The organism is Variovorax monticola, assembly GCF_051216855.1.
GTDB lineage: Bacteria > Pseudomonadota > Gammaproteobacteria > Burkholderiales > Burkholderiaceae_C > Variovorax.
Genome location: NZ_JBPJZP010000004.1, coordinates 164,884 through 184,942, shown reverse-complemented (window position 1 = coordinate 184,942; position 20,059 = coordinate 164,884). Strand labels below are relative to the sequence as shown.

The following is a 20,059-nucleotide window of genomic DNA, read 5'->3' as shown; positions in this document are numbered from 1 at the left end:
GCATGCTGTATTGCATCGACTAGGGAATCCACTAGCCAAATAATGCATGAAAGTACCATCGCTGGCAATCGAAGTACCAAAGCCGCAACGGCGTTTCCCCAGAATCCACCCCACGGCGACCCGACAAGAAGAGGGCGTCGCTCACCTCTAGGAGACAACATGAAGCGTTTTCTGAAAGCGGGCCTCGTCCTCGCACTCATCGGCACGGGCGTCGTGTCCCAGGCCGCCACCGAACTCGTGATCGCGACCGTGAACAACGGCCACATGATCGAGATGCAGAAGCTCACCCCCTTCTTCGAGAAGGCCAACCCCGACATCAAGCTGAAGTGGGTCACGCTCGAAGAAGGCACGCTGCGCCAGCGCGTGACCACCGACATCGCCACCAAGGGTGGCCAGTTCGACGTGATGACCATCGGCCTGTACGAAACCCCGATCTGGTCGAAGAAGGGCTGGCTCAAGCCCATCGCCACCGATGCCGCCTACGACATCGACGACCTGCTGCCCGCCATCCGCAGCGGCCTGTCGACCGACGGCAAGCTGTATGCGGCGCCGTTCTACGGCGAGAGCTCGATGCTCATGTACCGCAAGGACCTGGCCGACAAGCTGGGCATCAAGCTCCCCGACCAGCCCACCTGGACCCAGGTCAAGGAATTCGCCGACAAGGCCAACGACCCGAAGGGCGGCGTCTATGGCATGTGCCTGCGCGGCAAGCCGGGCTGGGGCGACAACATGGCCTTTCTGACCACGCTGGTCAACACCAACGGCGGCCAGTGGTTCGACATGCAATGGAAGCCGCAGATCGACACCAAGGCCTGGAAGGACGCGATCACCTTCTACGTCGACATGATGAAGAAGGACGGTCCCCCGGGCGCGTCGGCCAACAGCTTCAACGAGAACCTCGCGCTCTTCAACGAAGGCAAGTGCGCGGCCTGGGTGGACGCGACCATCGCGGCCTCGTTCGTCAGCGATCCGAAGCAGTCGAAGGTGGCCGACAAGGTCGCGTTCACGCAGGCACCGACCGCCACCACGCCCAAGGGCGCCAACTGGCTGTGGTCGTGGAACCTCGCCATTCCGGCCAGCTCGAGCAAGGACGAGGCCGCGCAGAAGTTCATCAAGTGGGCCACGTCCAAGGACTACATCAACCTCGTGGCCAAGGAAACCGGCTGGGCCTCGGTGCCGACCGGCACGCGCAAGTCGACCTACGCGAACCCCGAGTTCCAGAAGGTCGCCAAGTTCGCCGAGGCCGAGAAGAAGGCCATCGACTCGGCCAACCTCACCGACAGCACGCTGCCCAAGTCGCCGTACGTCGGCGTGCAGTACGCGGCCATTCCCGAGTTCCAGGCCATCGGCGTGGCGGTGGGCCAGCAGATGAGCGCGGCGCTGTCGGGCAAGGTCACGGTCGACCAGGCGCTGAAGACCTCGCAGACGGCGGCGGAGCGTGAGATGAAGAAGGCCGGGTACTACAAGTAAGCCGCTCCCTTCCCCTCTCCCCTCGGGGAGAGGGCCAGGGTGAGGGGGCAGCAGCGCGCCCACCGCCGGCGTCGCTTGCCCTCACCCCAACCCTCTCCCGCAAGCGGGAGAGGGGGCAACAGCCCAGCGAGGAACACACAATGAAAAGACTCCTGCCCCGCGCCCTCATGGCGCCCGCGGTGCTCACGCTCTTCCTCTGGATGATCGTGCCGCTGCTGATGACGTTGTACTTCTCGTTCGTCAACTACAACCTCATGCAGCCCGGCGAACGCACCTTCGCGGGGCTGGAGAACTTTCACTACTTCGTCACCGACCCCGACTTCTGGCCGGCCACATGGAACACGCTGCTGCTGATCGGCAGCGTGATCGTCATCACGGTGGTGTTCGGCGTGCTGCTCGCGCTGCTGGTGAACGAGCCCTTCCCGGGGCGCGGCATCGTGCGCGTGCTGCTCATCTCGCCGTTCTTCGTCATGCCCGCAGTCAATGCACTGCTGTGGAAGCACATGATGATGAACCCCATCTACGGCGTGCTGGCCGACCTGTGGCGCTTCTTCGGCGCCACCCCGGTGGACTGGCTCACCGACGTGCCGCTGCTCTCGGTGATCATCATGGTGGCCTGGCAGTGGCTGCCCTTCGCCTGCCTGATCTTCATCACATCGCTGCAGTCGCTGGACCGCGAGCAGATGGAAGCCGCGCGCATGGACGGCGCAAGCTCCTTCCAGCGCTTCTTCTATCTCACCATTCCGCACCTGGGCCGCCCGATGGCCGTGGTGATCATGATCGAGATGATCTTCCTGCTCAGCGTGTTCGCCGAGATCGCCATCACCACCAACGGCGGCCCGGGCAACGAGAGCACGAACATGACCTACCTGATCTTCAAGCAGTCGCTCATGAACTTCGACGTGGGCGTGGCCTCCGCCGGTGCGCTGTTCGCGGTGGTGCTGGCCAACATCGTGGCCGTGTTCCTCATTCGCATCATCGGCAAGAACCTCGACTGAAGGAGCGACCATGCAACCCAGCAACTTCCTTCCCCAGCTGCTGCGCACCGTCGGTGCGTGGGCCGTGGCGCTGCTCCTGTTCTTTCCGCTCGGCTGGCTGTTCCTCACGGCGTTCAAGACCGAACTGCAGGCCATCCATGTGCCGCCGCTGTTCATCTTCGAGCCCACGCTCGACAACTTCGGCGAAGTGCAGCGCCGCAGCGACTACCTGCTGTATGCGCGCAACTCGCTGATCACCAGCCTGGGCTCGACCATCCTGGGCCTGTTGATCGCGGCGCCGGCGGCTTACTCGATGGCCTTCTTTCGCACGAAGCGAACGCGCGACATCCTCATGTGGATGCTCTCCACCAAGATGATGCCGGCCGTGGGTGCGCTGGTACCCATCTACGTGCTCGCGCAGACCGCGGGCATGCTGGACTCGCTCACCGCGCTGACCATCGTGTTCACGCTGTCGAACCTGCCGATCATGGTGTGGATGCTCTACAGCGCCTACAAGGACATTCCGAACGAAATCCTGGAAGCCGCGCGCATGGACGGCGCGAGCCTGTGGACCGAGTTCCGCCACGTGGTGCTGCCGCTGTCGGTCGGCGGGCTCGCATCGACCGGCCTGCTGTGCCTGGTGCTGAGCTGGAACGAAGCCTTCTGGGCGTTGAACCTCACGTCCGCCAAGGCGGGCACGCTGGCCACGCTCATCGCCTCGTACTCCAGCCCCGAGGGCCTGTTCTGGGCCAAGTTGTCGGCCGCCTCGTTGATGGCCATCGCGCCCATCGTGGTGTTCGGCTGGTTCAGCCAGAAGCAGCTCGTCCAGGGCCTGACCTTCGGCGCCGTCAAGTAAAGAAAGGGAGACATCTCATGGCCTACCTCGAACTGAAGAACATCAAGAAAAGCTTCGGCGAAGTCGACATCATCAAGGGTGTGGACCTGCAGATCCAGAAGGGCGAGTTCATCGTCTTCGTCGGGCCTTCGGGCTGCGGCAAGTCGACGCTGCTGCGGCTGATTGCCGGGCTGGAGCCCATCACCAGCGGCAGCTTGATGCTCGACGGAAAAGACATCACCTGGGCGCCGTCTGGCAAGCGCGACCTGGCGATGGTGTTCCAGAGCTACGCGCTCTACCCGCACATGAGCGTGTACGACAACATGTCGTTCGCGCTGAAGCTGGCGGGCGTGTCGAAGAGCGAGATCAAGACCAAGGTCGAGCATGCGGCCACCACGCTCAACCTCACGCAGTACCTCGACCGCACGCCCAAGGACCTGTCGGGCGGCCAGCGCCAGCGCGTGGCCATCGGCCGCGCCATCGTGCGCGCGCCGAAGGTGTTTTTGTTCGACGAGCCGCTGTCCAACCTGGACGCGGCGCTGCGCGGCAACACGCGGGTGGAAATCCACAAGCTGCACCGCGCGCTGGGCGCGACCACCATCTACGTGACGCACGACCAGGTCGAGGCCATGACGCTGGCCGACCGCGTGGTGGTGCTGCGCGACGGGCTCATCGAGCAGGTCGGCACGCCGCTGGCGCTGTACGACCACCCGGCCAACCAGTTCGTGGCGCAGTTCATCGGCATGCCGTCGATGAACATGGTGGCGGCCAATGCCATTCCCAGCTTCTCGGCCGCCACCGGCGGCAGGTTGCCCGCGGACGGCTTTCTGGGCGTGCGCCCCGAAGGCCTGCGCGTGCACGCGAAACAGGGCGCGCCGGTGTCCGAGGTGCAGGGCCGCGTCGAGCTCATCGAGGCGCTGGGCGCCGACACGCTGATTCACGTCGACGTGGGCGGCGTGCCGCTCGTCGCCCGCCAGAACGACCGCACGCCGCTGCAGGCCGGCGACGACGTGGCGGTGGAGCTCGACCCCTCGGTGCTCCATCTGTTCAACCGCGAAGGCCGTTCGGTCAGCGCGTGAGCCCGATTCCTTCAACGCCATTTCAACGGACATTGCCGTGACCATCGCGCACATTCCACCGGCTCCCACGGAGTTCACGGTGCTTCATCTCGGCCTGGGCTCGTTCCATCGCGCGCACCAGGCGGTGTACCTGCAGCGGCTGATCGACGCAGGCGACACCCGCTGGTCGCTGTCGGGCGCCAACATCCGGCCGGACATGGCCGACGTCGTCGCGGCGCTGCAGGCGCAGGGCGGACGCTACACGCTCGAAACCGTGTCGCCGGCGGGCGAGTACCGCTACGAAGAAATCGAGGCCATCCGCGAGGTGCTGCCATGGGAGCGCTCGCTGGCAGCGGTCGTCGCGCGCGGCGCGGCGCCTTCCACGCGCATCGTGTCGTTCACCGTCACCGAAGCCGGGTACTACCTCGACGACAAGGGCAAGCTGGACCTGTCGTTCGGCGAACTCGCGGCCGACGTCGAACGCGCGCGACGCGGCGAAGCCGGCGGCGACAACGTGACCATCTACGGCGCGCTGTGCGCCATTCTTCGCGCGCGCAAAGCCGCGGACGCGGGCGCCGTCACGCTGCTGAACTGCGACAACCTGCGCCACAACGGCGAGCGCTTTCGCGCGGGCCTGCTGGAGTTCATCGCGCTCGCAGGCGACGCCGACCTGCTGGCCTGGGTGAACGCGAACACGCGCTGCCCCAATGCGATGGTCGACCGCATCACGCCGCGCCCACCGCCCGAGCTGCGCGCCCGCGTGAAGGCCGCCACGGGCCGCGACGATGCCGCCGCCATCACCGGCGAGAGCTTCATCCAGTGGGTTGTGGAAGACAACTTCGCGGCGGGCCGGCCCGACTGGGGTCGCGTGGGCGCGGAGCTGGTCGAATCGGTGCAGCCTTACGAGGAGGCCAAGATCCGCATCCTCAACGCCACGCACAGCTGCATCGCCTGGGCGGGCACGCTGGTCGGGCTGGGCTTCATCCATGAAGGCACGCACAACGCGGCCATTCGCCGAATGGCGTTCGACTACGTCACCGACGACGTCATTCCCTGCCTGACCCCGAGCCCGATCGACCTCGCCGCCTACCGCGACGTGGTGCTCGAGCGCTTCGGCAACCCCGCCATCCGCGACACCAACCAGCGCGTGGCGGCGGACGGTTTCTCGAAGATCCCGGGCTTCATTGCGCCGACCGTGCGCGAGCGCCTGGCGGCCGTCCACGGCATCGACAGCGTGGCGATGCTGCCCGCGTTGTTCCTGGCGTTCCTGCAGCGCTGGCACCAGGGCACATTGCCTTGTGCGTACCAGGACCAGGGCATGGACGAAGCGGTGGCGCACGCGATCTGCGGCGCGGCCGACCCGGTCGCCGCGCTGTGCTCGGACGCGGGGCTGTGGGGTCCCATTGCCGCCGATGCCCGCCTGATCGATGCCGTGCGCCGCGCCAGCGAGCGTGTTGCGCGTTTCATCCAGACCGAAAGCCAGCCATGAGCGAACGCCTTCAAGACCGCCACGTTCTGCTGACCGGCGCGGGCGGCGGCATCGGCTTGGCCGTGGCCGAGGCGTGCATCGCCGAAGGCGCGCGCTGCAGCGTGATCGACCGTGCCACCGCCGCACCCGACGCCGTGCGCGAACTGCAGCAGCGCCACCCGGACAGCCTGGCCTACATCGCCGCCGACGTCACCGACACGCAGGCCATCACGCACATGCTGGCCGAGGCGCAGGTGGCGTTCGGGCCGATCCACACGCTGTTCAACAACGCCGCGGTGTTCGACCTGGCGCCGCTGCTCGACAGCGACGAGGCCTCGTTCGACCGGCTCTTCGCGGTCAACGTGAAGGGCATGTTCTTCGTGATGCAGGCGGTGCTGCGCCACATGGTCGAGGCCGGCACGCAGGGTGCCTCGGTCATCAACATGGCCTCGCAGGCGGGGCGGCGCGGCGAGGCGCTGGTGTCGCATTACTGCGCGACCAAGGCGGCGGTCATCAGCTATACGCAGAGCGCCGCGCTGGCCATGGCGCCGCACGGCATTCGCGTGAACGGCATTTCCCCGGGCGTGGTCGACACGCCGATGTGGGACCACGTCGACAGCCTGTTCGCCAAGGCCGAAGGACTGCAGCCTGGAGAGAAGAAGCGGCAGGTCGGGCTGGCGGTGCCGCTCGGGCGCATGGGCCTGCCGAGCGACATTGCGGGCGCGGCGGTATTTCTTGCCAGCGACGAGGCGCGCTACATCACGGCGCAGACGCTCAATGTCGATGGCGGCAACGTCATGAGCTGATCCTGTCGTGTGTGGCCCGAACCATGAATGAAGACTTCCACCTGTACCTCGACAGCGCCGACCTGACCGAGTTGCAGGCCTGCCTGCCGCACCCCGTGGTGCACGGCGTGACCACCAACCCGACGCTGCTGCTGCGCGCGGGCATCGGCCGCGTTGCATTGCCAGGGCTGCTCAAGCGCTGCATCGACCTGGGCGCGCGTCAGGTCCAGGCCCAGGTGTATTCCAGCGAGGTCGACGGCATGCTCGAAGACGCCCACGCGCTGCTTGCGCACTTCGACCGCGGCCAGCTCGTCGTCAAGATTCCCGCCACGCGCCAGGGCCTGGACGCCGGCGCGCAGCTCATCGCGCAGGGCGTGCCCGTCACCTGGACGGCCGTGTATGCGCCCGAGCAGGCGCACTTCGCGGCGCAACTGGGCGCGGCCTACGCGGCGCCGTACCTCGGGCGGCTCGAAGATGCGGGCATCGACGGGCTGGCGCTGATCGCGCAGATGCAGTCGCTCGTCGCGCAGCGGCCTTCGTCCGGCACGCGGCTGCTGGTGGCCAGCATTCGCTCGCGCGAGGCGTATCTTTCGTTGCTGGGACTCGGCGTGGGTGCGATCACCATTCCGCCGCGTCTGTTTGCCGAACTGCTCGACCATCCCGCCACGCTGGCCGCCGAACGCGGCTTTCTGGCCGATGCGAGCGCCTTGCCCTGATCGAGAATCCAGACACCATGCGCATAGCACTCACGGGCGAAGCCCTCATCGATTTCACCGCCAGCCAGGCGGGCACCCTGGCCTTCCTGGGGCACGAGGGCGGCTCGCCGCTCAACACGGCGGTGGCCTGCGCCCGGCTCGGGCAGCCGACCGGCTTCTTCACGCAGCTGTCGACCGACCTGTTCGGCGAGCGGCTGATGGGCTTCCTGCAAAGCAACGGCGTGGACACGCGTTTCGTGCTGCGCAGCAATGCGCCTTCGACGCTGGCCTTCGTCGAGCGCACGCCGCAGACCAACCGCTACGCGTTCTACACACAGGGCAGCGCCGATGCCACCTGGGCGCCCGAGCCGCTGCCTCAGCTGCCGGCGGAATGCCGCTTCCTGCACTTCGGCTCGATCTCGCTGCTGCAGCAGCCGGCCGCCACGCGCATCGCCGACCTGATCGCCGCCAACAAGGGGCGCTGCGTGATCGTGTTCGACCCCAACGTGCGGCCCAGCCTGATCGCGGACATGGCTTCATACCGCGAGCGCGTCACCGGCTGGTTCGCGCTGGCCGACCTGGTCAAGCTCAGCGACGAAGATGCCGAGCTGCTCGCGCCCGGCCAGCCGGTCGACGCCCTGGCCGCGGACATCCTGAAAGCCGGCGCGCGCGCGGTGATCGTCACGCGCGGCGGGAGCGGCGCAACCCTCTGGCGCACGGGGCACGAGCCTATTGCCGTCGCCGCACCGCGCGTGCAGGTGGTCGACACCATCGGTGCCGGAGACACCTTCACGGCCGGGTTGTCGGTCTCGCTGCTCGCGCACGGCGTCGAGCAGCCGGCGCAGCTCGGCGAACTGGGCGACGAGACCTGGCGCGAGGTGATGGGCTTCGCCGCCACCGCCGCCGCGCTCAACTGCGCCCGCGAAGGTGCCGACCCGCCCACGCTGGCCGCGGTTCACGCCGCGCTCGCGGAGGCACAAAATACGGCTGCCGCTTCCCGGTCCTGAACCGTGCCGCCATGACGACGTCCACACGCAAGCGTTCGATTCCCCGCCAGCGCCAGCCCGAACTGGAGCGCGACTTTGCGCGCTCCCCGTCGCTGGGCTACGAGGCGCCCGAAGAAACCGGCCTGGTGCGCTGCCTGGCGCACGGCTTCCCCAGCCCGCTGGTGCGATGGCACTTCCATGAAGACTACGAGCTGCACCTGATCACCGAGACCTCGGGCAAGGCCTTCATCGGCGACTGGATCGGTCCGTTCCAGCCCGGGCACCTGGTGCTGTGCGGTCCGCGTCTGCCGCACAACTGGATCTCGCTCGACGTGCCCGAAGGCGGCGCAGCGGGGCGCGACCGGGTGATCCAGTTTCGCCACGAGCCCATCGAGCGTGCGGCCAGCGAGATCCCTGAGTTGCGCGAGGTGATGCAGCTGCTGGAGCGTGCGCGCCACGGCATCGAGTTCTTCGGCATGTCGCCGCAGGCGCAAGTGCACTGGGACCACATCAAGGCCGCGCGCGGCGTGCGCCGCCTGGGCCTGTTCTGCGAGTTCCTGGCCGATCTGGCGGAGTGCACCGACTACCGGCTGCTGTCGAGCGTGCAGATGCAGGGCGCGCAGGGTGCGGACGGCGACGCGCAGGTCGACCAGATCAACGGCATCGTCAACCGCATCACCAACAACATGGCCGAGTCGATCTCCATGTCGGACGTGGCCGCCGAACTGGGCATGAGCGAGAGCCGCTTCAGCCGCTTCTTCCGGCGCTCCACGGGCAACAGCTTCACCGACTTCGTCAACCGCGTGCGCATCAACAGCGCCTGCCATCTGCTGATGCAGACCGACCACTATGTGACGGACATCTGCTACCAGGTGGGCTTCAACAACGTGGCCAACTTCAACCGCCGTTTTCTTGAAATCAAGGGCATGACGCCGAGCGAATTCAGGAAACAGGCCGACACGCGCTTCGGCAGCGGCGTCGCTTCCTGACACCTTCCCAACACTGCAGGGAGTTCATCTTGTACCTGGGACTCGACCTCGGCACGTCCGAGCTCAAGGCGCTGCTGCTCGCCGACGATCACCGCATCGTGGGCGTGGCGCGTGCGCCGCTCACTGTCGAACGGCCGCGACCGCTGTGGTCGGAGCAGGCGCCACAGCAGTGGTGGCAGGCGCTCGAGCAGGTGATGGCGGAGTTGAAGGCGTCGCATGGCGAGGCGATGTCGGCGGTGCGCGCCATCGGACTGTCGGGCCAGATGCACGGCGCCACGCTGGTCGACGCGGCGGGCGAGGTGCTGCGCCCGGCCATCCTGTGGAACGACGGGCGCAGCGGCGCGCAGTGCGAGGCGCTCACGCGCGCCGTGCCACGCCTGGGCGAGATCGCGGGCAACCTGGCGATGCCCGGGTTCACCGCGCCCAAGCTGATGTGGGTGCGTGAACACGAGCCCGAAATCTTTGCGCGCACGGCACGTGTGCTGCTGCCGAAAGACTGGCTGCGCTTCATGCTGAGCGGCGAGGCGGTCAGCGAGATGTCCGATGCGGCGGGCACGCTGTGGCTCGACGTGGGGGCGCGCGACTGGTCCGACGCGCTGCTGGCGGCCACGGGGCTCACGCGCGCGCACATGCCGCGGCTCGTCGAAGGCAGCGAGGTGTCGGCGCAGCTCAGGCCCGAGCTGGCGGCACGCTGGGGCGTGGGCAGTGGCGCCGTGCCGATTGCCGGCGGTGCCGGCGACAACGCCGCGAGCGCGGTCGGCATGGGGCTGGTGGAGCCGGGGCAGGGCTTCGTGTCGCTCGGTACGTCGGGCGTGGTGTTCGTGTCGACCGACCGCTTCCTGCCGAACCCCGCGCAGGCCATGCACGCCTTCTGCCATGCGCTGCCGAAGCGCTGGCACCAGATGTCGGTGATGCTCTCGGCCGCAAGCGCGGTGAGCTGGGCCGCGAAGACATTCAGGTTCGCCGACGAGGCCGCGCTGCTGGAGGCTGCGGCGCAGGTGCCGGTGTCGCAGCGTGTGCACTGTCCGCTGTTCCTGCCGTACCTTTCAGGGGAGCGCTCGCCGCACAACAACCCCGCTGCGCAGGGCGTGCTGTTCGGGCTGACGCATGCGCACGGGCCCGCGGAGATTGCCTATGCCGTGGTCGAGGGCGTGAGCTTCGGCCTGCGCGACGGCTTCGACACCCTGCGGCTGCCGCCCGACATGCCGCTGCGCGAAGTGGCGCTGGTGGGCGGCGGTGCGCGCAGCGTGTGGTGGGGCCAGTTGCTGGCCGACATCTTCCAGGTGCCGCTCACGCTCTATGCGGGCAGCGAGACGGGCGGAGCGCTGGGCGCGGCGCGTCTGGCGTGGCTGGCCGATGGTGGCCCCGTGGCCGAGGTGTGTACGTTGCCGCCTGTGAAGCAGCAGCTGGTGCCGTCGACCGCCGATGTGGATCTGCACAAGACGCGGCATGCGCGCTTCCAGGCGCTCTATGTGGCGCTGCGAGACCAGTTTCATTGACTGAGCCGGGCAATAAAAAAGGGCCGCTTGCGCGGCCCTTCTTGTCTTGGTGAGCAGAGCTCAGCCGGGAAATTACATTCCCATGCCGCCCATACCACCCATGCCGCCCATGTCGGGCATGCCGCCGCCGGCACCCGATTCGTCCTTCGGTGCGTCAGCGATCATGGCTTCGGTCGTCAGCAGCAGCGAGGACACCGAGGCGGCGTTCTGCAGTGCGGTGCGCGTGACCTTCGTCGGGTCCAGGATGCCCAGTTCGAGCATGTCGCCGTACGTGTCGTTCGCAGCGTTGAAGCCGTAGTTGCCCTTGCCGGCCAACACAGCGTTCACCACCACCGAGGCTTCGCCGCCGGCGTTGTTCACGATTTCGCGCAGGGGCGCTTCGATGGCCTTGAGCACCAGCTTGATGCCGGCTTCCTGGTCGGCGTTGTCGCCCTTGACCGAGTCGCCCACAGCTTGCTTGGCACGCAGCAGAGCCACGCCGCCGCCAGCCACGACGCCTTCTTCCACGGCAGCGCGGGTGGCGTGCAGTGCATCTTCGACGCGGGCCTTCTTTTCCTTCATTTCGACTTCGGTGGCAGCGCCGACCTTGATCACTGCAACGCCGCCGGCCAGCTTGGCCACGCGCTCTTGCAGCTTTTCACGGTCGTAGTCGCTGGTCGCTTCTTCGATCTGAACGCGCACTTGCTTCACGCGGGCTTCGATGTCACCGGCAGCGCCGGCGCCGTCGATGATGATCGTGTTTTCCTTGCCCACTTCGATGCGCTTGGCTTGACCCAGGTCGGCCAGCGTCACCTTTTCGAGCGTCAGGCCCACTTCTTCAGCGATGACCTTGCCGCCCGTCAGGATGGCGATGTCTTCCAGCATGGCCTTGCGGCGGTCGCCGAAGCCAGGAGCCTTGACAGCCACGACCTTCAGGATGCCGCGGATCGTGTTCACGACCAGCGTAGCCAGGGCTTCGCCTTCGACTTCTTCGGCAATGATCAGCAGCGGACGGCCAGCCTTGGCGACTTGCTCCAGCACCGGCAGCAGGTCACGGATGTTGCTGATCTTCTTGTCGAACAGCAGCACGAAGGGGTTGTCCAACAGCGCCGATTGCTTCTCGGGGTTGTTGATGAAGTAGGGCGACAGGTAGCCGCGGTCGAACTGCATGCCTTCGACGACGTCGAGTTCGCTGTCCAGCGACTTGCCGTCTTCCACGGTGATCACGCCTTCCTTGCCGACCTTGTCCATCGCGTCAGCGATGAGCTTGCCGATGGTTTCGTCGCTGTTGGCCGAGATGGAGCCGACTTGCGCGATTTCCTTGGAGGTGGTGGTGGGCTTGGAAGCCTTCTTCAGCTCGGCGACCAGGGCCGTGACAGCCTTGTCGATGCCGCGCTTCAGGTCCATCGGGTTCATGCCGGCAGCCACCAGCTTGAAACCTTCGCGAACGATGGCTTGTGCCAGCACGGTCGCGGTGGTGGTGCCGTCACCGGCGTTGTCCGAAGTCTTGGAGGCCACTTCCTTCACGAGCTGGGCGCCCATGTTCTGGAGCTTGTCCTTGAGTTCGATTTCCTTGGCCACGGACACACCGTCCTTGGTCACGGTGGGGGCGCCGAACGAGCGTTCGAGCACCACGTTGCGACCCTTGGGGCCCAGGGTGACCTTGACTGCGTTGGCCAGGATGTTCACACCCTCGACCATGCGTGCGCGGGCTTCACCGCCGAAGACTACGTCTTTTGCTGCCATGTTTGTTTACTCCAGAAATTGAATCTAATCAGTGGGGGACAGAGCAATCCGCGCTTCGCGTCGGCTTGGTCTGTCCCGCAAATCACTTGGCTTCGACGACTGCGAACAGGTCGTCTTCCTTCATCACGAGCAGTTCGTCGCCGTCGACCTTGACGGTCTGGCCGCTGTACTTGCCGAACAGGACGCGGTCGCCGACCTTGACGGTCAGTGCGGTCAGTTCGCCCTTGTCGGTGCGCTTGCCCGGGCCCACGGCCAGGACTTCGCCCTGATCGGGCTTTTCGGCGGCTGCGTCGGGGATGACGATGCCGGAGGCGGTCTTGGTTTCGCTGTCAACACGCTTGACGATCACGCGATCGGCCAAAGGACGAAGTTTCATTGCATCTCCTGATATGGATAAGAAACGGGTTTGTGGTCGGGCGCCGGACGAGGCCCGGGTGCCCATTCGACTGGCATCGAGTGGCTGTTAGCACTCGTCGGCAGCGAGTGCTAATGATAAGGGCATTCGGTGACGTTTCAAGGGCAGGAGGTTCGGGGCGGTGCATTCCCGGGCCGGTTGCGCGGCGCCGGACCCGCCTTTTTTTGCGGCCGACCGAAGCTCGCGGACGCTGCAATGCCTGACGTATGCTGTGGCATCGTTCGATTGCACACAGTTTGTAGACAAATCATATGAAACCCAAAGCCCCGACCAAGCCGGCGCCGCGCGCCAAGCCCGGCAAGACCGCAGCACCGGTCAAGGCCTCGGGCGCCCGCAAGCCCGGGCAGGCCATGGCCAGGACCGGGCCCCGCACGCCTGCCGGGCCCGCCGAGTCCGCGCCGGCCGATGCGGCCGATGCGTCCGGTGAAGCCTCGACGAACCTGACCGATCGGGCCTACGCCGTCGTGAGGCGGCTCATTCTGCAGCGCGAGTTGACCGGCGGCGAAGTGCTGGTGGAAGGGCGCCTGGCCGAGCGGCTGCAGATGTCGCGCACGCCCTTGCGCGAGGCCCTGCTCCGGCTCGAGGGCGAAGGCCTGCTGGTGCGTGCCAACGCGCGCTCCTATGCGGTGCGGCGCATCACCGCGTCGCATTATTTCCAGTGCCTGCAGGTGCGCGAACGGCTGGAGTCGCAGGCCGTGTCGCTCGCCATGGGGCATGTGCCCGCGGAACTGGTGCAGCGCTTGCGCAGCGACATCCTGTCGCTGGATTCGAGCCAGCAGGGCTCGAGCCACTGGCGCGCCGACGACGAGATCCACGGCCTGTTCGCGCGGGCCTCCGGCAATGCCATGCTGGCCGAGACGATCGCCCACCTGCGCGTGCTGTGCCGCCTGTTCGAGGTGGTCGACCCGTTCAACCGCATCGAGGACGACAGGGCCGAGCACCTGGCCATCCTGGACGCCTACATCGCTGGCAATGCGACAGCGGCCGAAGAGGCGGTCGTTGCCCACCTGCGCCACCTGGCGCGCTACACGCTATCGAGGCTCAGCAACGGGCTGGTCACCGACTTCCCGCCGCACTAGCAGCGCGGGCGCGCGCGGTACGCGACCACCCTTTCAGTGCCGCAGGATCTTGCCGACGAAATCGCGGGTGCGGGCCTCGCGGGGCGCGTCGAAGATCTGCCGGGGGTCGCCGACCTCGACCACGTGCCCGTCGGCCATGAAGACGACCTTGCTCGACACCTCGCGCACGAAGCCCATCTCGTGCGAGACGATGAACATCGTCATTCCCTCGGCGGCCAGGAGCCGCACTGTGTCGAGCACCTCGTTGACCAACTCGGGGTCGAGCGCGGCCGTGACCTCGTCCAGCAGCAGGATGCCCGGCTGCAGCGCCAGCGCGCGCGCGATGGCCACGCGCTGCTGCTGGCCGCCCGACAGCTGGTCGGGGTAGGACTTCAGCTTGGCCCCCATGCCCACCTTCTCGAGCAGTTGGACCGCATAGTCCTCGACCTGCTTGCGCGGACGCCCCTTGACCTTGATGGGCGCGACCGTCACGTTGTCGAGCACCGTCATGTTCTGGAACAGGTTGTACTGCTGGAACACGATGGCCATCTGCGAGCGCACGCGGCGCAGCTGCTCGCGGTCGTTGTAGTCCAGGGCCTGGCCGTCGATGCGCACCTGGCCCTCGATGGGCGGCAGCAGGCCCATCAGCACGCGCAGCAAGGTGCTCTTGCCCGAGCCCGACGGCCCGATGAGGCTGACGATCTCGCCCTTGTCCACCGACAGGTTGATGCGCTCGAGTACGGTGTGCGCGCCGTAGTTGGCCTTGAGGTCAACGATTTCGAGTTGGGGCAAGTTTTTTCTCCAGGTATTTGCCGAACCGGGCCAGCGGGTAGGACAGCATGAAATAAAGCGCCAGCACCGTGCCGTAGACCAGCGTGGCCGAGAAGCCCTTGTTGTTCATCGTCTTGCCGGCGAAGGCCAGCTCGACCACGCCGATCTGCGAGGCCAGCGCGGTGTCCTTGATGAAGAGCACGAAGAAGCCGAACACCGGCGGAAGAATGATCTTCCAGGCCTGCGGCACGATCACCAGGCGCAGCGTCTGCAGGTAGCTGAAGTTCATGGCCGCCGCCGCGTCCCACTGGTTGCGGTGCACCGACTCGAGCCCGCTGCGCACGATCTCGGCAATGAAGGCGGTGGCGATCAGGCACACGCTGATCAGGGCCACCGTGAACATGGCGAGGTCGGCGTGCAGGCCCTGGAAGATGAAGAACACCAGCATCAGCGTGACCAGGAACGGAATGCGCCTGAACAGTTCGATGAAGGCCGTGGCCGCAACGCGCAGCGGCACGCCGGCGGGCCGGTCGCCCAGCCGCACCGCCGCGAGCACGAAGCCCAGCGAGAAACCGACGATGCAGCCGATGGCGGAGAGCGCGAAGGTCACGCCCAGCGCCTTCGCGAAGAACAGCAGGTTGTAGTAGCTGAAGAAGCGAGGCAGCTCCTGCAGGATCTGGTCGAGCATCAGAACCACCTCATCTTGGCGCGGAAGAAGCGCTTGCCCACGAAGGCCAGCGACAGCGTGGCGATCAGCGTGATCACGAGGTAGAGCACCGCCGCCACGGAGAACACCTCGATCGAGCGGAAGGTCTCGGCGTTGATGTTGTAGGCCCGCCCCGTGAGTTCCTCGACGCCGAAGATGGCCGCCATCGAGGTGCCCAGGGTCATCAGGATGTACTGGTTGGACAGCGGCGGAAACAGCACCCGCACGATGTGCGGCAGGATCACGTAGCGAATGGTCTGGATGCGCGAGAAGCCCAGCGTCTCGGCGGCCTCCAGTTCGGGCAGGCGCACCGATTCGAAGCCCGCGCGCTGGATTTCGGTCAGGTACGCACCGGCATTGAGCGTCATGCCGATCAGCACCGCCTGGTAGGGCGACAGCAGGATGCCCGCGTCGGGCAGCGCGAAGAAGATGAAGAAGATCTGGATGAGCTGCGGCGTGTTGGTGAAGAACACCACGTACGCGCCGACGATGCGGCGCGCCCATCGCGGGCCGTAGGCGCGCACCGAGGCGCCGCCCAGGCCGATCAGCATGCCGAGCGCGAACGCGAGGAACGCGATCTGCAGGCTCAGCCAGGCGCCGCCGACCAGGTAGGGCAGGCGCTCCAGCACCGATGAATAGTCGAACTGCATGCGCCCCCTGCGTCCTTACTTGTAGCTTGGCGCGGTGCGCGGGTCGTGCAGCATCGGGCCGCCGAACCACTTCTTCCAGCGTTCGTCCACATAGCCGCTCTTGTGCATTTCCTTGATGGCGCCGGTGAGCTTCTCGCGCAGCGCGTCGTTGCCCTTCTGCACGCCGATGCCGCAGAAGTAGACCTCGATGGGTGCGTCCACGATGCGCCAGTCGATCTTGTGCCTGGCGGTGTGCTCGGTCATGAAGTCCATCACGTCGATCATCGCGTCGGCGCGGCCCTGGGCGATGGCACGCACCGCGTCGGGGTAGTTGTCCAGCAGCAGCAACTGCGCCTTGGGCAGCTTTTCCTGCACCAGCTTCACGGGCGTGGCGCCGCGCACCTCGACCAGCCTGACCGCCGGATCGTTGAGCTCCATCCAGTCCTTGTAGGGCTTGGCCTTGGTGGTCAGCACGCCCAGCACCTCGGTGTGCAGCGGCACGGTGAAGTCGATCACCTTCTGACGCTCGGCCGTGATGGTCATGGCGCCGAGCACGGCGTCGATCTTGCCGCTGCTCACGAAGGGAATGCGGTCGGGCGAGCCGACCTGCACGATTTCGGTCTTGACGCCCAGCAGCTCGCCGAGCTTGCGCGCGATGTCGACGTCGAAGCCGTCGATCTCGTTCTTGTCGTTGAAGATGCCCAGCGGCGGAAGGGTCGGATTGACGCCGACCACCAGTTTCTTGCTGGCCACGATTTCATCGAGCGTGCGGGCCGAACTGGCCATCGGCAGGCCCATCAGGGCCGACCCCAGCGCGAGCGAACCGGCCACCAGGAAGGTGCGGCGAACGGCGTTCCTTGTTTGCTTCATCGAGAAAGACTCCTAGAGGTTGAAGGTTGATCCGGAGCCGCCGAAGCGCTCCGTATTGCCGGGTGGACGGATGCAAGACGAATGCCAGATGGCGTGTTGTCTGCAAAAAATATAAGATTTATATATTGAATGTATACAATAAAATTCCATCGGTCCAGTCCGGGTTTTCGCTTCGGGTTCGCCTGTTCATCCGGCCACTTCCTTTCATGACGAAAAGCTCAACTTCTGCAATGCCCTCGCTGCGCGACGAGCGGGCGGTGCGGCGCGGGCCCGCGGTGCACTTCATGGCCGACGGCTGCTTGGTCGACGCCTTCGAAGGCGAAAGCGTCGCGGCGGCGCTGCTGGCTGCGGGGCGGCGCGAACTGCGGCGCAGCCCGCGCAACGGTGCGCCGCGCGGCATGTTCTGCCTCATGGGCTCCTGCCAGGAATGCCTGGTGTGGGTCGGCGAACGCAAGCTGCCGGCCTGCCAGGTGCCGGTGGCGGCGGGCCTGGCCATCGAATCCCTCGGCTTCCGGGAGCAGCGCCTTGGCTGAAGCGCTCCCTTCGCCCGTCGACCTGCTGGTGATCGGTGCAGGTCCGGCCGGTGCGCGCGCTGCCTTGCGCGCGCAAGCCTGCGGCCTCGACGTGCTGCTGGTCGACGAGAACCCGGACGCGGGTGGCCAGGTGTGGCGTGCGCTGCCGCCGGGCTTCACGCGGGCCGCCGGCGTCCGGCCGTCGGACGAGGCCATGCAGGGCGACGCCCTGCGCGCCGAGCTGCGCCGCGCGGGCGTGCGTTGCCTGTTCGGCCACAAGGTATGGAACGTGGGCAGCAGCCTGCGCACCGACCTCATCGGCCCCGGCGGCGTGGTGAGCTGGCAGCCGCGCGCCCTGCTGGTGGCGACCGGCACCATCGAGCGGGTCGTGCCCTTCGCCGGGTGGACCGAGCCCGGTGTGATCGGCCTGGCCGCGGCCACCCTCCTTCTCAAGTCGCAGAACATGCTGCCCGGCCGGCGCACGGTGGTCGCCGGCAGCGGCCCGCTGCTGCTGGCCGTGGCGAGCGGCATCCTCAAGGTCGGCGGCGAGGTCGCCGCGGTGCTGGACCTCGCGAGCCGGGCGGACTGGCTGCGAACCTTGCCTTCGCTGGCCGGTCGGCCCGATCTGCTGTGGCAGGGGCTGCAATGGCAGGCGCGCCTGCGCATGGCCGGGGTGCCGATGCGCTATCGCCACGGTATCGCGTCGGTCGAGGCGCTCGGCGATGGGTTTCGGGTTCGCGTGCAGCAGGTCGACGCTACCGGTGCGCCGGTGCCGGGCGCCGCGCATTCGGTCATCGAGGCCGACAGCGTCGCGGTGGGGCACGGCCTGGTGCCCGGCACCGACGTCACCCGGCTGCTGCGCGCGCGCCATCGCTACGACGCGGCGCGCGGCGGCTGGATCGCGCACGCCGACGACGAGGGCCGCACCTCCGTCGCCGGCCTGTACGTCGCCGGTGACGGGGCGGGCATTGCCGGTGCCGCCGCGGCCGGCGCCCAGGGCGAGCTTGCGGCCGTGGCCTGCGCCCGTGACCTGGGGCTGCTGGCGCCCGGCGCGCATGCGGCGCTGCGCGATCGCCTGCTCGCGCAGTGGCGCAAGCCCGCGCGCTTCGGGCGCGCGATGGCGGGCCTGATGGCCTTGCGCGAAGGCAGCCTCGCGGGCATCGCGCCCGACACGGTGGTCTGCCGCTGCGAGGACGTGACCCGCGGCGAGATCGACGCCGCCGCGCGCGACGGGGCGCGCGACATGAACCAGCTCAAGGCCTGGACGCGCTGCGGCATGGGCCCCTGCCAGGGGCGCACCTGCGGCGACGTCGCGGGCGCATTGCTCGCGGCCCACGTGGGCAGCCGCGAAGCCGCGGGCTGCTTCACCGGCCGGGCGCCGTTGCGGCCGGTCTCGCTCGCCGAGGTGGCCGGCGACTACACCTACGCCGACATTCCCATTCCGAAGGCGGCCCCGCTGTGAGTCGCGGCGCGGGTTCCCCTTCGGCCCATGACGCGGTCGTGATCGGCGGCGGCGTCATGGGCTGCTCGACCGCGCTGCATCTGGCGCAAGGCGGCATGCGGGTCGCGCTGGTCGACCGCGGGCCGCTGTGCCGCGAGGCGTCCGGCGTCAACGCCGGCACGCTGACGCTGCACATGACGCGCGCCGCGCTGGTGCCCTATGCCATGCGCGCCTGGCAGATGTGGATGGACGCCGAGCAATGGCTGGGCATGGGCGTGCTGGCCACCCACGTGCCGGGCCTCACCCTGGCCTTCACCGAGGCCGAGTGCGAGCTGGTCGAGCTGCGCGCCAAGGCGCGCCGCGACTACGGCGCGCCCATCGAAGTCATTTCGGCGGCGCGCGCCCGAGAGATCGAGCCCGGCGTGCACCCCGGCCTGCTGAAGGCGGGGTACTGCGACATCGACGGCTTCGCCAGCGCCTACCTCACGGGCCGCGCCTTTCGCCATGCGCTCACCGTCGCGGGTGTGGAGGTGATCGAGAACGCGCCCGTCGAGGCCGTCGATTCCGGCGACGCGGGCCACGTCGTGCGCTTCGCCGGCACGGCGGGCCGAGCGCCCCTGCAGGCGGCGCGCGTGGTGCTCGCGGGCGGTGTGTGGATCCAGGACATGCTGGCCTGGCTCGGCGTGCGGATTCCCATCAAGGTGCTGGTCAACCAGCTCATCGTGACCGAGCGCATCCGGCCGGTGATGCGCACCGTGCTCAGCGTGGCCAACGGGCTGCTGTCGCTCAAGCAGTTCGCCAACGGCACCGTGCTCATCGGCGGCGGCTGGCAGGGCGAGGGCGACCGCGAGCGCGGGGGCGTGGAGGTGCGCGCGCAGAACCTGGTGGGCAACATGCGCCTGGCCGCCTATGCCGTGCCCGCCCTGGCCGAAGCCCGCATCGCGCGCATCTGGCTCGGCCTGGAGGCCGAGACCGCCGACGCCATGCCGATCGTCGGCGACGTGCCCGGCGTGCCGCGGGCCTACGTGGTCGGCAGCGCCCATTCGGGCTACACCAGCGGCCCGTTCATGGGCCGGATCATGGCCCAGCACATCCTCGGGCAGACACCCGACCTGCCTCTTTTCGATCCCGCCCGCCTGCTGGGCATGCCGATGCCCGGCGCTTGACACC

General features: G+C 67.5%; 20 protein-coding genes. 14 read left to right on the top strand and 6 right to left on the bottom strand.

The window, feature by feature from the left end:
* Positions 1 to 159: 159 nt before the first annotated feature.
* The 10 genes from ACSFA5_RS15520 (at position 160) to xylB (ending at position 10,762) form a co-directional block, all read left to right on the top strand.
* On the top strand, positions 160 to 1,470 hold the full coding sequence (locus ACSFA5_RS15520; protein WP_435444935.1) for an ABC transporter substrate-binding protein: 1,311 nt from the start codon (positions 160 to 162) through the stop codon (positions 1,468 to 1,470).
* A gap of 140 nt (positions 1,471 to 1,610) precedes the next feature.
* The gene (locus ACSFA5_RS15515; protein ID WP_435444934.1) at positions 1,611 to 2,468 is read left to right on the top strand and encodes a carbohydrate ABC transporter permease; all 858 of its coding nucleotides are present in this window, start codon (positions 1,611 to 1,613) and stop codon (positions 2,466 to 2,468) included.
* Between the two features lie 10 nt (positions 2,469 to 2,478).
* Positions 2,479 to 3,303 carry a carbohydrate ABC transporter permease gene (locus ACSFA5_RS15510; RefSeq protein WP_435441686.1) on the top strand — a complete coding sequence of 275 codons (825 nt, stop codon included), beginning with the start codon at positions 2,479 to 2,481 and terminating at the stop codon, positions 3,301 to 3,303.
* 17 nt (positions 3,304 to 3,320) lie between these two features.
* Positions 3,321 to 4,361 (top strand): ABC transporter ATP-binding protein, encoded by a 1,041-nt coding sequence (locus tag ACSFA5_RS15505; RefSeq protein WP_435444933.1) that lies wholly within the window; start codon positions 3,321 to 3,323, stop codon positions 4,359 to 4,361.
* A gap of 79 nt (positions 4,362 to 4,440) precedes the next feature.
* Complete coding sequence (gene dalD, locus ACSFA5_RS15500) at positions 4,441 to 5,829, top strand: D-arabinitol 4-dehydrogenase (RefSeq protein ID WP_435445351.1); 1,389 nt, start codon at positions 4,441 to 4,443, stop codon at positions 5,827 to 5,829.
* Positions 5,826 to 6,614: an L-iditol 2-dehydrogenase gene (locus tag ACSFA5_RS15495; RefSeq protein WP_435444932.1), complete on the top strand. Its 789-nt coding sequence runs from the start codon at positions 5,826 to 5,828 to the stop codon at positions 6,612 to 6,614. The genes dalD and ACSFA5_RS15495 overlap by 4 nt, the downstream gene beginning before the upstream one ends.
* A 23-nt stretch (positions 6,615 to 6,637) precedes the next feature.
* Complete coding sequence (locus ACSFA5_RS15490) at positions 6,638 to 7,309, top strand: transaldolase family protein (protein ID WP_435444931.1); 672 nt, start codon at positions 6,638 to 6,640, stop codon at positions 7,307 to 7,309.
* A 17-nt stretch (positions 7,310 to 7,326) separates the two neighbouring features.
* Positions 7,327 to 8,295, top strand: coding sequence for a carbohydrate kinase family protein (locus tag ACSFA5_RS15485; protein WP_435444930.1), 969 nt, complete (start codon positions 7,327 to 7,329; stop codon positions 8,293 to 8,295).
* Between the two features lie 11 nt (positions 8,296 to 8,306).
* A complete protein-coding gene (locus ACSFA5_RS15480; RefSeq protein ID WP_435444929.1) occupies positions 8,307 to 9,263 on the top strand; it encodes an AraC family transcriptional regulator in 957 nt (318 codons plus the stop codon).
* A 29-nt stretch (positions 9,264 to 9,292) separates the two neighbouring features.
* Positions 9,293 to 10,762 carry a xylulokinase gene (gene xylB / locus ACSFA5_RS15475; RefSeq protein ID WP_435444928.1) on the top strand — a complete coding sequence of 490 codons (1,470 nt, stop codon included), beginning with the start codon at positions 9,293 to 9,295 and terminating at the stop codon, positions 10,760 to 10,762.
* A 72-nt stretch (positions 10,763 to 10,834) separates the two neighbouring features.
* Here xylB and groL read toward each other — a convergent pair whose 3' ends face one another.
* Both groL and groES read right to left on the bottom strand, forming a co-directional pair.
* Positions 10,835 to 12,487 (bottom strand): chaperonin GroEL, encoded by a 1,653-nt coding sequence (groL, locus tag ACSFA5_RS15470; RefSeq protein WP_099795250.1) that lies wholly within the window; start codon positions 12,485 to 12,487, stop codon positions 10,835 to 10,837.
* Positions 12,488 to 12,569: 82 nt separating this feature from the next.
* Positions 12,570 to 12,863 carry a co-chaperone GroES gene (gene groES / locus ACSFA5_RS15465; RefSeq protein WP_286606682.1) on the bottom strand — a complete coding sequence of 98 codons (294 nt, stop codon included), beginning with the start codon at positions 12,861 to 12,863 and terminating at the stop codon, positions 12,570 to 12,572.
* 290 nt (positions 12,864 to 13,153) lie between these two features.
* Between groES and ACSFA5_RS15460 the strand changes: the two genes are divergently transcribed.
* Positions 13,154 to 13,981, top strand: coding sequence for a GntR family transcriptional regulator (locus tag ACSFA5_RS15460; RefSeq protein WP_435444927.1), 828 nt, complete (start codon positions 13,154 to 13,156; stop codon positions 13,979 to 13,981).
* A 33-nt stretch (positions 13,982 to 14,014) separates the two neighbouring features.
* Here the strand turns inward: ACSFA5_RS15460 and ACSFA5_RS15455 are convergent, their stop codons facing one another.
* Genes ACSFA5_RS15455 through ACSFA5_RS15440 form a run of 4 tightly spaced genes read right to left on the bottom strand, consistent with a single transcriptional unit; the run spans position 14,015 to position 16,936 of the window.
* Positions 14,015 to 14,752 carry an amino acid ABC transporter ATP-binding protein gene (locus ACSFA5_RS15455; RefSeq protein WP_435444926.1) on the bottom strand — a complete coding sequence of 246 codons (738 nt, stop codon included), beginning with the start codon at positions 14,750 to 14,752 and terminating at the stop codon, positions 14,015 to 14,017.
* Positions 14,730 to 15,419: an amino acid ABC transporter permease gene (locus tag ACSFA5_RS15450; protein WP_435444925.1), complete on the bottom strand. Its 690-nt coding sequence runs from the start codon at positions 15,417 to 15,419 to the stop codon at positions 14,730 to 14,732. The genes ACSFA5_RS15455 and ACSFA5_RS15450 overlap by 23 nt, the downstream gene beginning before the upstream one ends.
* Complete coding sequence (locus tag ACSFA5_RS15445) at positions 15,419 to 16,087, bottom strand: amino acid ABC transporter permease (RefSeq protein WP_435444924.1); 669 nt, start codon at positions 16,085 to 16,087, stop codon at positions 15,419 to 15,421. The genes ACSFA5_RS15450 and ACSFA5_RS15445 overlap by 1 nt, the downstream gene beginning before the upstream one ends.
* A 15-nt stretch (positions 16,088 to 16,102) precedes the next feature.
* The gene (locus ACSFA5_RS15440) at positions 16,103 to 16,936 is read right to left on the bottom strand and encodes a transporter substrate-binding domain-containing protein (RefSeq protein ID WP_435444923.1); all 834 of its coding nucleotides are present in this window, start codon (positions 16,934 to 16,936) and stop codon (positions 16,103 to 16,105) included.
* Between the two features lie 206 nt (positions 16,937 to 17,142).
* Between ACSFA5_RS15440 and ACSFA5_RS15435 the strand changes: the two genes are divergently transcribed.
* From ACSFA5_RS15435 to ACSFA5_RS15425, 3 genes are read left to right on the top strand one after another with little or no spacing between them, the layout of a single operon-like run.
* A complete protein-coding gene (locus ACSFA5_RS15435) occupies positions 17,143 to 17,469 on the top strand; it encodes a (2Fe-2S)-binding protein (protein WP_435444922.1) in 327 nt (108 codons plus the stop codon).
* Positions 17,462 to 18,910 carry an FAD/NAD(P)-dependent oxidoreductase gene (locus ACSFA5_RS15430; protein WP_435444921.1) on the top strand — a complete coding sequence of 483 codons (1,449 nt, stop codon included), beginning with the start codon at positions 17,462 to 17,464 and terminating at the stop codon, positions 18,908 to 18,910. The genes ACSFA5_RS15435 and ACSFA5_RS15430 overlap by 8 nt, the downstream gene beginning before the upstream one ends.
* Positions 18,907 to 20,055 carry an NAD(P)/FAD-dependent oxidoreductase gene (locus ACSFA5_RS15425; RefSeq protein WP_435444920.1) on the top strand — a complete coding sequence of 383 codons (1,149 nt, stop codon included), beginning with the start codon at positions 18,907 to 18,909 and terminating at the stop codon, positions 20,053 to 20,055. The genes ACSFA5_RS15430 and ACSFA5_RS15425 overlap by 4 nt, the downstream gene beginning before the upstream one ends.
* The last annotated feature ends 4 nt before the right edge of the window (positions 20,056 to 20,059 follow it).